The organism is Mogibacterium neglectum, from assembly GCF_030644205.1.
Lineage (GTDB): Bacteria > Bacillota > Clostridia > Peptostreptococcales > Anaerovoracaceae > Mogibacterium > Mogibacterium neglectum.
The window spans coordinates 1,655,799-1,668,970 of the sequence record NZ_CP128647.1 but is presented as its reverse complement, the minus strand read 5'-3'; the positions used below and the strand labels follow the sequence as shown (position 1 = coordinate 1,668,970).

The 13,172-nt window shown below is 40.8% G+C and carries 10 protein-coding genes; 6 read left to right on the top strand and 4 right to left on the bottom strand.

The genetic code is table 11. From position 1 onward, the window contains the following. Positions 1 to 138: 138 nt before the first annotated feature. Complete coding sequence (locus QU661_RS07940; protein WP_304989678.1) at positions 139 to 1,728, bottom strand: S1C family serine protease; 1,590 nt, start codon at positions 1,726 to 1,728, stop codon at positions 139 to 141. Between the two features lie 205 nt (positions 1,729 to 1,933). Between QU661_RS07940 and QU661_RS07935 the strand changes: the two genes are divergently transcribed. The 6 genes from QU661_RS07935 to QU661_RS07910 all read left to right on the top strand — a co-directional run bounded on the left by QU661_RS07935 (position 1,934) and on the right by QU661_RS07910 (position 8,795). Next, entirely contained in the window at positions 1,934 to 3,145 is a 1,212-nt protein-coding gene (locus tag QU661_RS07935; RefSeq protein ID WP_304989677.1) for an FprA family A-type flavoprotein, read from the top strand. A 10-nt stretch (positions 3,146 to 3,155) separates the two neighbouring features. Then, the gene (locus tag QU661_RS07930) at positions 3,156 to 3,638 is read left to right on the top strand and encodes a YwiB family protein (protein ID WP_304989676.1); all 483 of its coding nucleotides are present in this window, start codon (positions 3,156 to 3,158) and stop codon (positions 3,636 to 3,638) included. Positions 3,639 to 3,719: 81 nt separating this feature from the next. Further along, positions 3,720 to 5,228 (top strand): DUF1846 domain-containing protein, encoded by a 1,509-nt coding sequence (locus tag QU661_RS07925; protein ID WP_304989675.1) that lies wholly within the window; start codon positions 3,720 to 3,722, stop codon positions 5,226 to 5,228. Between the two features lie 83 nt (positions 5,229 to 5,311). Next, positions 5,312 to 6,967 (top strand): ClC family H(+)/Cl(-) exchange transporter, encoded by a 1,656-nt coding sequence (locus QU661_RS07920; RefSeq protein WP_304989674.1) that lies wholly within the window; start codon positions 5,312 to 5,314, stop codon positions 6,965 to 6,967. Positions 6,968 to 7,227: 260 nt separating this feature from the next. Continuing rightward, positions 7,228 to 8,127 (top strand): helix-turn-helix transcriptional regulator, encoded by a 900-nt coding sequence (locus QU661_RS07915; RefSeq protein ID WP_304989673.1) that lies wholly within the window; start codon positions 7,228 to 7,230, stop codon positions 8,125 to 8,127. 59 nt (positions 8,128 to 8,186) lie between these two features. Then, positions 8,187 to 8,795, top strand: a complete 609-nt coding sequence (locus QU661_RS07910; protein WP_304989672.1) for a GyrI-like domain-containing protein — start codon at positions 8,187 to 8,189, stop codon at positions 8,793 to 8,795. A gap of 180 nt (positions 8,796 to 8,975) precedes the next feature. Here the strand turns inward: QU661_RS07910 and QU661_RS07905 are convergent, their stop codons facing one another. The 3 genes from QU661_RS07905 to QU661_RS07895 all read right to left on the bottom strand — a co-directional run bounded on the left by QU661_RS07905 (position 8,976) and on the right by QU661_RS07895 (position 13,021). Then, positions 8,976 to 9,863, bottom strand: a complete 888-nt coding sequence (locus QU661_RS07905; protein WP_304989671.1) for a quinate/shikimate dehydrogenase — start codon at positions 9,861 to 9,863, stop codon at positions 8,976 to 8,978. 74 nt (positions 9,864 to 9,937) lie between these two features. Then, the gene (locus tag QU661_RS07900) at positions 9,938 to 11,965 is read right to left on the bottom strand and encodes an oxidoreductase (protein WP_304989670.1); all 2,028 of its coding nucleotides are present in this window, start codon (positions 11,963 to 11,965) and stop codon (positions 9,938 to 9,940) included. Between the two features lie 159 nt (positions 11,966 to 12,124). Continuing rightward, positions 12,125 to 13,021, bottom strand: a complete 897-nt coding sequence (locus tag QU661_RS07895; RefSeq protein ID WP_304989669.1) for a LysR family transcriptional regulator — start codon at positions 13,019 to 13,021, stop codon at positions 12,125 to 12,127. Between the last annotated feature and the right edge of the window lie 151 nt (positions 13,022 to 13,172).

Genomic DNA, 13,172 nt, shown 5'->3' with positions numbered 1-13,172 from the left:
ATATAAGAAGCGCTAGTTTGCGGATTTCTGTACCAAGTTAATAAATTACTGAAAATTAAGACAGAACCCTTCGGATGAGGGGTTCTGTCTTTTTGTAATGATTATGCGCATATATGATAAAAGCGATACTATCAGAGTTTACTTCTTGATATCCGCCGAGCTCTGCAGCTTCACGGAAATCGTCATCTCTTTGCCGTCTCGTATTATCCCGAACTTAACTGTTTCACCTATGCGGTGGCTCTGGATGGCTGAAATTACACCCTCTGCAGTGGATACCTTCTCGTTATCTACGGATACAATCTGGTCACCCTTCTTTAGACCTGCAGCTTTAGCGTTTGAGCCATTCACCTCAGCTATGAGAACAGCAGCGGTACTCTTGCCTGTGGTCTTATCCTTTACATCGCCATCGTAGATGGAAATTCCAGCCATTGGCTTACCGGTTATTGTGCCGTGCTCGATGATGTCATCGATGGATGAAGCGACGGAATCGATTGGTATTGCGAACCCCAGACCCTCGATGCCTGTTCCTGAACCTTTTGCCACCACTATTCCGACGAGTTCGCCCTTGCTATTAAATAATGCGCCGCCAGAGTTCCCTTCGTTGATAGAAGCGTCTGTCTGTATAAGCGTGCGAGTCCTATTCTCGAGTTCAATCTTACGATCCTTGGCGCTTATGATGCCAGCCGTTACAGTTCCACCGAGCTTTCCGAGCGGATTGCCGATAACAACAGCTAGATCACCTACCGAAAGTTTGCTGCTCCTGCCGATTGTAACAGCGTTTAGCTTAGCAGCATCTATCTTGAGGACAGCTATATCGGTCTGCTCATCGTAGCCTACCACACTAGCAGAATAGCTCTTACCACTATGCAGCCTTACTGCAATAGTCGTCGCTCCGTCAATCACGTGGTAATTCGTGACTATATAGCCATTCGATTTTACGATAACTCCGCTTCCTGCACCTTCACTAGTGCCACCAGAAGTAGTCATGATTTCAACCACCGCATCGGCATTTTTGCTAGCAATCTCATCTATGGTGAGCTTGCCTCTTGTAGCGCTCTGTAAGGAGGAAGTCGAAAGATTTTTATAGGAAGGTGTTCTATTTGAGAAGAACACCACAAGCCATGAACTTACTACCGACGTGAGTATCATCGCGATTATCAGCATGATGATAAAGAACTTTTTAGTCACATACTTAGGGCTTTTCTGCGCCGATGAATTGCTACCATTAAACTCTGTGGCAGAAGCATGCGCTCTCTGTGCTTCGGGACTTCTATTTTGTCCTGCATAGGCTGTGTCTTTATAAACTCCATTTTTGTGAGCCGCGTGCTTGCCATATAATCCTTCGAATGAGCCATCTGCAGCGTGCTTAGCATAGCTATCGTATTCACCTCTAGCAAATCTGCTCCTCGGTGCAGGGACGTTGCTATTTTCGTCAATCAAAACGAAATTCGGCTCTTTGCCGTCTCTTGGAAGGAAATCGCCAGCATCCTCTGGGGCATAGCTACCCCATTCCTTTTTAACTGGAGTGTCCTCGGGGAGCCTCACGTTTTTCACATCGTAGACGGAGTTATCGTCGCGCCAATATTCATTCGAATCCTCATGAATTTCTTTTTCTGTGTGTGTTTCAGAATTAACCTCTGTACAGTCTGCATCTTGCACACCGGAGCATTCGTCAACATTATTGGAATTATCATTTTCCGTCGGAATAGTATGATCAAAATCGCTCATAGATATTCTCCTTGAATAATAGTTTTTGTCTTGCTGTTATTATATAGTGAAAATATTTTTTTCATAGCAATTTATATGTATTTTATGTGATAAAATGCCCTAAGTATGTCGATATAAGTTGCTGAACTATATATCAAAGTAGTATAATTTATTGATATGATTTATGCATAATTTGCATTCTAATTTAGTTTACAGGGGGTACAAAATGCATTGCGTTTACAAGGTAACAGATAAGATTTGGTGGATTGGCGGTAACGAGCGCAAGCTCTCAGTCTTCGAAGGAGTTATTCCTATGAACGATGGTATGGCGTACAATTCATATTTTATAGATGATGAAAAGACAGTTGTGCTTGATGCAGTTGATAAATCAGTTTCAGGCGTTTTTTATGAGAATGTTGATCACATGCTCAACGGCAGACCGCTCGACTACGTAATTGTGAACCACGTTGAGCCGGACCACAGCGCTTCGCTAGAGGAGCTAATTATGAGGCATCCAGAAGCAAAGGTGGTCGGTAGCAAGAAGATTAAGGCTATGGTTAAGCAATATGTGACTTGGGATGTTGACAAATATTTTGAGGAAATCAAAGAAGGTGACGAGCTATGTACTGGGTCACATACTTTTACATTCTATATGGCACCTATGGTTCACTGGCCAGAGGTAATGGTTACTTACGAGAAGTCGACAGGTTCACTGTTCTCGGCTGATGCATTTGGAATATTCGGTGCGCATGACGGAAACATCTTTGCGGATGCATACGACTTTGAGTTAGAGTGGTTACCATCGGCACGTAAGTACTACACAACAATCGTTGGTAAATATGGAACTTTTACAGAGAAGTTAATCGGTAAGGTTGGTGGTCTAGATATCAAGAGGATTTGTCCGCTTCACGGATTTATAATCCGCAAGGATTTTGAGAAATATATTAATGCTTACCTCACTTGGGCGCGCTACGAGTCCGAGGAGAACGGCGTTCTGATTCTATATGCTTCACCTTATGGCAACACTAAGAACGCAGCTGAAATTCTCGCTTGCGAGCTTGCTGAGGATGGTGTTACTCGCATGAAGCTGATGGACGTATCGCACTGGGATCCAATGGATGTGCTCCCACAGGCATTTAGATACAATCACATCGTAATAGCTTGCACAACATACAACAACGGAATCTTCGTCAAGATGGAAGAAGCGCTCGGAGAGATGAAGTCTATGGGCGTGTGCAATAAGAAGGTCAGCATCATTGAGAATGGTTCATGGAACCCAGTGAGCGGAAAGCTTATCAAGGAATTCTTTGAGGACATGAAGGATATCGAATTTGTGGGAGATATCGTAACAATTAAGTCCTCTGTAAAGGAGGATTCCGCACAGGCTGTTGCAGAGCTAGCGAAGGTCATCGCTACATCTGTTCAAGCTCAGGCATAAGAGGGAATTAATGGCAGAGAAGAAAAGTATAAACCTGGTGATCTCAAACAATCAGTATTCCGAGAAACTCATTCCTGCTGGTCAAACCTACAAGAGGGTACTTATACTGGAAGATAATATCGAAGTGACTACTGAGGGATTCTTGTATAATAAAGGAAAATCCATGTACATCACATACGATGAGGTTGCAGATGCCGGCCTAGAGAATACAAAAACCATATTGAAGCTCGAAGGCGAGGATAAGCTGCAGATTAGAAGATATGGCAAGGATGATGGCGCTGGCATGATGGATATGCAGCTTGAGGAAGGCGTGCTCAATATCACGAGATACGTCATACCGACTGGAAATCTTGAAATGGAGATATACACCAATAAGATTGAGAAATCACTCGATGAGGACGGATTCGGTAAGATTTCTGCAGATTACAAGATCAAGATGGAGCCGTATGTCAATCTTAGGAATAAGCTTGAGATTGAGGTTAAGCCTTGCTAGCGAAGAATATATAGCGAGTGCTTTCGACTGTATAGTATTAATTATTATTATTTAATTGGATTTAGAAAGGACCGTAAACAAATGGGAAGTGTCGGTTTTAGTGCGGAGAAGTACATCGAAGAACAGTCAAAGTATATCTTGGAGAGAATTCAGGCTGGAGACGGGAGACTTTACCTCGAATTCGGAGGAAAGCTTGTTCAAGATAAGCATGCGATGAGAGTTCTGCCTGGCTTCGATGAGAATGCCAAGATTAAACTTTTGAACCGCATGAAGGACCAGACAGAAATAATTATCTGCATTTATGCAGGAGATATCATTTCTAGCAAGACGAGACAGGATTTCGGAATCACTTACGATCTCGAGGTAATGAGACTCATTGATGCTTTCCGCAGCTATGATCTTGAGATAAATTCAGTTGTAGTAACTAGATATGAAAACAATCCAGCGGTTAACATGTTTATCAACAAGCTGGAGCGTAGAGGCATTCGCACCTATAAACACAACTATACAAAAGGGTATCCGACAGACGTTGACACTATTGTTAGCGACGAGGGGTACGGTGCAAACCCCTACATTGAGGTTACCAAGCCGCTAATAGTGGTTACCGGCCCTGGTGGTGGTTCCGGCAAGCTGGCGACCGCTCTATCTCAGGTGTATCACGAGTACAGGCGTGGAACTAAGGCTCGGTATGCTAAGTTCGAAACTTTCCCAATTTGGAGCATTCCGCTAAAGCACCCTGTTAATATCGCTTATGAAGCGGCAACAGCCGACCTCAAGGACGTGAATATGATAGACCCATTCCACCTTGAGGCATATGGGGTTACAGCGGTAAACTACAATCGAGATATCGAAGCTTTTCCAGTGCTCAAGAGAATACTCGACAAGATTACAGGCGATGCGAGTGTATATCAGTCCCCAACTGATATGGGGGTTAACCGTGCTGGTTTCGGTATTATCGATGATGATATCTGCCGCGAGGCGGCCAAGCAGGAGATAATCAGAAGATACCTACTCGCAGAGGTTTCGTATAAGAAAGGTAAGATTGACGAATCAGTGCTGGAGCGTACAAAGCTTCTCATGGAAGAGGTTGGTGCTACTCGTTACGATAGAAAAGTAGTTGCACCTGCAGAGGAATACGCCGAGATGAAGCGTGCGGAGAATGAGCGCTATGAGAATGTAATCGTAGCGGCTATTGAGCTACCGGATGGCAGAATTGTTACAGGCAGAAGTTCGCACAGGATGGCGGCATCAGCAGCTATGATTCTCAACGCGATAAAGACTTTAGCTGGTCTTGCTGACGACATTCCGGTTATATCAGCGCAGGTACTAGAGAACATGCAGAAGATGAATGTGGAGTTCTTCGGAGATAAGTCCGCACTTAACTGCGAAGAGATTATCATGGCTCTGACTATGTCGACTATGACGAATCCAACAGCAGATTATGCACTCAAGGAGCTGTATAAGCTGCGCGGCTGCAAAGCTCACAGCACAGCAATCTTAAGCGATAGAGATGAACAGACGCTGAAGTCGCTGGGAATAGATATGACTTCGAACCCAGAGTTCTCGACTAGTGATTTGTACTCGAAGTAATTGACTTGTAGAGGGGTATATTGGGCAGCAGTTCTATTTAGGGCTGCTGCTTTTTGTCCATAGAGAAGCAGGAAGGAAGGAATATGGCTGCAAAGCGCAGTTTAGATAAGAGCTACGTTGTTCGTAACATTAGGCAGAAACAGAGATTTAAATACATACTTATACTAGAGGGCATAGCGGTTGGTTCTATTGTAGGACTTGTTATTGCTTTATTCAGAATTATGATTGTGAAGGCTGATCAGGCTCGCCAGATGGCAGTTCATCTAATTAAGGTGAGGTCGATATATGCTGTTGCAGTTTTGCTGGTGCTGATTCTAATCGCCTGGATTCTAGATAAGCTCATTAGATTTGAACCAGATATTTCGGGGTCTGGCATCCCGCAAATCGAGGGTGAGTTGAAGGGCTTTGAGGATCAGAACTGGCGCAAGGTGCTGATTGCTAAATTTGCGGGATGCGTTCTGGCTATTGGCGGCGGCTTGGCTCTCGGTAGAGAGGGCCCGAGCATTCAGCTGGGTGGTATGATAGGCAAGGGCTTCGCGCGCCGGAAAAATGCGCTGCTGACTGAAGAGAGAATGCTGATGAGTTGTGGTGCCGGTGCGGGACTAGCCGCCGCGTTTGGAGCTCCTCTGGCTGGAGTGCTTTTTGCACTTGAAGAGCTGCACAAGAACTTCTCAGCAGAAGTTCTCGTATCCACGATGGCAGCTAGCGCAGTTGCTGACTATATTGCTGTAAATATCATTGGACTTAGACCGGTATTCGATTTTGACGTTGAGCATAGAATTCCTTTACGCCTCTACTGGTCAGTAGTTTTGCTTGGCGTAATACTTGGAATACTCGGTGTTATATACAATAAACTGCTAGACAAGATGCAGGATTTCTTTGACAGATTCGATAGCAAGTTCATCAGCATAGGAATCATGCTGATGATTTCGTTCTTGATGATGTTCATATACCCAGCAGTGCTCGGCAGTGGAAACAACCTCGTAAAAGTCATAAGCGATGGTAAATTTACACTGGCAGCACTTACCATACTATTCGTAGCAAAGCTGTTCTTCTCGACAGGGAGCTTCGGAACGGGAACTCCCGGCGGTATTTTCTTACCATTACTCGTCATCGGAGCAATTATTGGAGGACTTTATTCTACGTTTTTAAGCGTGACATTTGGCGTAGAGGAATACTATATCAAAGGATTCGTAATAATCGCTATGGCAGGCTTTTTTTCAGCTATCGTAAGGGCTCCAATAACAGGGGTTATCCTCATCACGGAAATGACTGGAAACTTCATGACCCTTCTATCACTCGTCTCAGCATCGCTCGTCGCATATGTAGTTGCAGATCTACTTGGAGGAGAACCAGTATATGACCAGCTTATGCATAGGAGACAGCGCAAGAAAGCGGAGAGCGGACTAGCTATGGCTGATAATGAATATATGACAGATGTTTACAACAAGACCAATAAGAGATATGTCAAGAAACGCATTTCAATTCGCGAACGCAAGGTCGTAATCGATTCTAGCGTTCATATCGGTTCAAAAATGGATGGACATAAAGTCATGGAGCTGGGGCTTCCTGAAGGTAGTCTAATAGTTTCGGTCATGAGAGATGGCAAGGAGATTATCCCTCATGGAGCAACTATCCTAAACGGAGGTGATGATTTAGAGATACTTTGTCGCCTTAAAGATATTGCAGCTACCGAGGCAGTCCTTGATGAAAAGTGCAAGGCGATATCAATTGATTAGGATAAATGACATGTTTAGAAATGAAGAGTTATAATATTGGCCTATTTAATAAATGAGTAAAAACGGGGTTAACACGCAAGTGAGGTACACCTCCAAAGGTTAGTTTTGTGTCCAACTTTTGGGGTTCGCTTCAATATGTGTAACCTCGTTTTATTCATCAAAATGATATGTTATATCAATGTATATTGATAAATAATCTTATAATATGACAGTATATGTCAAGTTATTATGATATAACAAGTGTAGGAGATATTAAGACTATGAAGAATAATAGATTATTTAGGATATTATACTATGTTTTGGGAAAAGGAAAAGTTACGGCGAAAGAGCTTGCCGATAAATTTGAAGTATCTGTTAGAACAATTTATAGAGACATCGACTCTATAAGCGGTGCCGGTATTCCCATTTACGCCACACAGGGAAAGGGTGGTGGAATAGAAATAGCCGAAGATTTTGTACTTAGTAAATCATTTCTTTCTGAAAATGAAAAACAGCAGATTATGTCAGCTCTTCAAGGGTTAGATAGTACAACAAAACAATATGATAATGAGCTTCTGATAAAACTATCCGCGCTTTTTAAAATAAAAAGTAGCAACTGGATAGAGGTTGACTTTACAAATTGGCAAAATAATAAGTTGCATGAAAAAGCATTTAGCGACATTAAAAATGCAATTTTAAGTAAACATGTGATTTCATTTTCATATTTTAGTAGTAATGAGGAAGAAACACTTAGATATGTTAAGCCGATTAGACTACTTTTTAAGAGTCAAGACTGGTATTTATATGCCTTATGTTCACTTAGAAATGATTTCAGATATTTCAAAATATCTAGGATGAGACATTTAGAAATTCAAAATCAGACATTTGAAGATAGTTTTGAGAATCTGGTACTGGAAAAAGAAATCCCACATGAAAATACGGTCAAAATCAAAATAAAGTTTGACCGCAAAGCAGCTTTTCGAGTATATGATGAACTAAACGGAGAAATTTCAGAAGATGACGATGGTAATTTATATACGGAGATGGAAATGCCGAAAGATCATAATTTGTACAGCTATATTTTTTCATTTGGAGATGGTGTAGAAGTGTTGGAGCCGAAAGAAGTACGAATACAAATTAAAGAAATGATAAGTAAAATGGCAGAAAAATATATAATATGACAAGTGGTGTCAAGGATATTGTTGTAGAGTAAGGGTATTAAATATAAGGAGGCTAGATAATGAAGTACGAATGGAAAAAACAAGAAAAAAATCTCTATAATTCAAAACAGACGCCGGTTGTTGTAGAGGTACCAAAGCAAAAATTTATTTCAATCAAAGGTCAAGGCAATCCGAATGAAGAGGATTTTTCAGATAGAATATCCGCATTATATTCTCTTGCTTACGCAATTAAAATGCTATTTAAAAATACAATTAAAGCTGGAGAGGGTGATGGGATTACGGATTTTACGGTATATCCTTTGGAAGGACTTTGGGAAACGATTGAAGAATTTGATAAAAGTAAATTGAAATACAAGCTGATGATTAAACAGCCTGATTTTATTGCACAGGATATATTTTCAAAAGCACTTGAAAATGTAAAAAAGAAAAAGCCTAATGAACTGTATGAGGAGATAATATTTGAAGAAATAGAAGACGGAAAGTCTATACAGGTTTTACACGTTGGAAGTTATGATGATGAACCAAATTCGTTTGATAAAATGAATGAGCTTGCTGGTGAGTGCAACCTTATACGAATAGGTGTAGTACATAGAGAGATATATCTGAGTAATAAAAATAGAACATCTGAAGAAAAACAAAAAACCATACTAAGATATTCAGTCAGATAGAACGTTCTTGTATCTGACTGAATATTACGTCCATGACGGAATTATCATTAATTGATTATGTAAAATCTTATTTTTACTCAAATAAAAGAGACGGCCATTGCCGTCCCTTTTACACTTTAAGTGCTTTAGGCTTTATGAATATATATGTATTGAACACTATACAAATTGAGATACGTAATATTAAATCCCGAGCTTCTCCTTCATATATGCCACATCTGTATCTTTACCGGTGTAGAGCTTAATCGCAATCAATGCTTGGAAAAGCATCATGCCCATACCATTGTATACTTTCTTAACACCAGCAGCTTTAGCTTGTTTCATCATAACTGTCTCGCGAGGAGCATACACTGTATCTGTTACGATGAGGTCTTCTTTAAAGAATGAACCATCTGGAATGTTAGACATTTCTTCAAGTGGATGCATTCCTACACCCGTAGCATCACAGAAAATATCTGCAGCTTGCATCTCTGCTTTTAGCTTATCTTTGTCAGCGAGATTGTACATGTATGCTTTGCACCCTGTTTCTTTATTGATTAGTTTTACAATTTCTTCTCCTCTTTCATAGAACTTATCCTTGATGTTGAAGACATGTAATTCCTTAATACCATCGAGCGCACCACGGACTGCAATGGCTGTAGCAGCACCTCCTGTGCCGACGAGAACCATTCTCATTCCTCTGAAATCGATTCCCTCCTCCTTTACTGCTTGCCAATATCCCATACCATCTGTGTTGTAACCCTTGAGCTTGCCTGTGACATTACCATTCTCATCACGAGTATTTACAACTGTGTTGATAGCACCGCACAGCCTGGCTGCTTCATCAACATTGTCGAGATACTTGTGAACAACTGTCTTGTTGGGCATAGATATATTAGAACCGAGCATTTTCAGAGCGCGTATACTCTCTACAGCTGGCTCAAGTGTGTCGTTATCCACTTCAAAAGCGAGTTGAATAACATCATCACCATTTTTATCATAAGCCAGACTGTGTGTGACTGGGGACTGCGTGTGACGAATAGGATAAGCCATTAGACCAACCAACTCTGTGTGACCTGTAATATTTGGCATTTTACACCTCTTTCTTGCCCGCTTAGGGCATCTAATTATTAACTAGTAACTGTCGATATATCTATGGTAACTCTTTAGGCTAACTCAATTTCACTGAGGTCTAGAAGTCCTCTCTTATCAAGAACGTTTAAGATTGCTCGACCATCCATTGTTCCTTCCATGATATGACGTGCACGAACTGAATCCCCGATATTGTAAATATCTACGTCAGTTTCATCGTATTCCTTGTGAAGATCATTGAGAATTGGATTATATGCGGCCAAACCAAGGGCACTGAATCCAAGGTCAAATTTAAGTTCTTCTACATTGCCTTCAGGAGTTTTAACAACTATAGAGTGTTCCTTAACTTCCTGAATTGCAGTATTAACGTACTGTTTTACGTTATTTACATCAAAAGTCTCTCTAATTGAGCACTTAGTTATAGGATCTGCAACCGCACCAATAGTAGGGAGCATGTCGACGATAGTACAGTCTGCGCCAAGTGGTGCAAAATACTCTATAATATCTAGACCTACAGAACCACCGCCCATTACGAGGACTTTCTTGCCCTTGCAAAAATTTTCAGGGTACTTTCCAGCTGTTACATTATTTATCATAATGAAGATATCATCTAAATTTCCAGCTGCTATATTTTCGCGAAGTCCCGGAATCGGTGGTAATACAGGATGTGATCCTGTGGCATTCACAACTATATCCGGATGGAATTTATTAATTTCCTCTATACTAGCCTCTGTATTCAAAAAAGTGTATAGATTAGGCAAGCTCTTAGCTCTGGCTCTTAGGTATTTTGGAAAGTCTTTCATTCTCGTTTTACTAGGAAGATCGGAGATAAATTCTGAAAGCCCACCAAGTTTATTGGATTTTTCGAAAAGAAATACATTGCAACCTACTTCTGCAGCAGTACATGCTGCTTCTAGACCGGCTGTACCACCACCAATCACTACTACATTGCAATTTTTATTTACTCTCAATTTTTTATATATATCACCTTCAGGAACTGCTGGATTCACTGTGCAACGGATAGGACGATTGATACCTATACGATTACCTGCACAGCCAACATTGCAGCTGATACATTTGCGAAGAAGATCTGTTTCGTCGTGTTCTACTTTTTTTACCCACTCTGGATCAGCTATTAGTCCACGACCGATACCGACAATATCTACATCTCCGCTTGCGAGAACATCTTCTACAACAGCAGGATCCCTGTAATTACCAGCATTGATTACAGGCTTCTTATACGCATCTTTGACTGCTCTAGCCATATAGTGTTTCCAACCATCAGGAAGGAAATTGGAGTCAATCTGATATTGTAGTGATGGGTTAAGAGCAGCAGACACGTCATACATGTCTACGAATTCATCGAGATATTGGAGATACTCGATAGTATCCTTCAATTCATTTCCACCAGGAACACGTTCTTCAGCTGAAATTCTAATGATGATAGGGAACCAATGTCCAACCTGTTTGCGGACCTCTTCCAGTACCATTCTTGGAAATCTCATGCGGTTTTCTACAGAACCTCCGAATTCATCTTCACGTTTATTGTAATAAGGCGAGATGAACTGAGACATTAGATAAGAGTGTCCACAGTGAATCTCTACGGCATCGAAGCCGATAGCTTGAGCTCTCTTGGCAGCTTCGCCATATTTTTTTACCGTTTCTAAAATTTCTTCCTTAGTCATCGGATGTGGCGTTTCGCCCCCGTCTTTTGTAGGAATGTTTGAGGATGAAACTGTAGGCACACCTGTTCTTGCAGATGAGGCAGATGCTCCAGCATGGTTAATCTGAATAGCGACAACAGCACCCTCTTTATGAAGACTTTCAACCAGTTGATAAAGTCTAGGCATGAATCTGTCATGATCAATTCTCAGCTGACTTGTTCCGTTAGAACCAACTGGGTACTGAACGTTAGCATTTTCTACAATAATAAGCCCTGTACCACCCTTCGCACGAAGTTTGTAATAGTTCATATGGCGATTACTCATTTCGCCACTTGCTTCGCCATAATTGCTACCCATAGGGGTCATAGCGATTCTGTTCTTGATAGTAGTGCGTTTAATAGTAATAGGTTCAAAAATGTGCGGATATCTCTTGTTCATAATAATCCTCTCTTTGTCCATAGAATTTTTATAGGCCATTTCATATCTGTGATAAGTTCATTGTATATGAGAAGATTGTTAAATAAAATTACATTTTAGTATGAATAATGATACATATAGGCTATTGATTGATATTTGTTTATCAAAAAAAGAGAGAAGTTATTCTCCCTCTTTTTCTTTACTGCAAAAGGATTTTACATATTCCTTGAAGTGTTTGGCAGCTGGCATTAAGAAATGATCCTTCATGCATATCATATATGTGTGGTGATAGAGATCAGCATCTTTAACACTATGTATAGTGATTTTTTCTTCATCCAATTCATCAATATGTGGCACCAACGCAATACCAAAGCCCTCGGAAACCATGGCATGAATAGAATGTTCATCAGGACATTCGAAGACAACATTCGGAGAGAGCGATAATTTCTCGCATAAATGCGCCGTATATTTTCCCATCCAGGCACCACGTTCGTAACTAATGAATGGGTGGTTGTTTAGTTCATTAATAGATACGAAATCTTGAGCATCAAGTGGATGACCTTTAGGAGTTATAATAACCAGCTCTTCCTTTATAATCGGATAAAAATCCAAATCTTCATCATTAGGTATGTGACCACCAAAACCCACATCAAGTTCACCAATCTTTAGCTTAGAGACAATAGCAGGGGTATGTCCTTGATAAAAGTTAAAGGAAATATTTTCATTATCTTCCTGTGCAAGAAATGATCGAACGAGATTGGGAATGTAATGGTTAGCCAACGGGTATACATAACCTATATCGATCTGACCGCCGCCCTTTGCTATTTCCTGCATTCGGTTAAGAGCTACATCACATTCACGAATAATTCTTTCAGCATATATAAGGAATATTCTTCCTTCCTTGGTGAGCTCTATTCCTCGGCCATTCTTATCGAACAGCAGTACGCCCAGTTCTGTCTCGAGAGATGATATTGAGCGCGATAATGAAGGCTGGGAGATATAAAGCTTCTCAGCTGCCTTTCGGTAATTTTCATGTTCAGCCACCGCTAAAAAATAACGTAATTGATTCAATGTCATAGTCGCACCTCGATAATATTATGCTCAATGTATTTGTATTCAATTAGATTTGCTATGTTATAGTGATTATATATCATCAATACCTTTAGTGCATTAATTATGCTATTAATTAGCATTGGAATACATTTGAAAATATTGATAAACTATACAC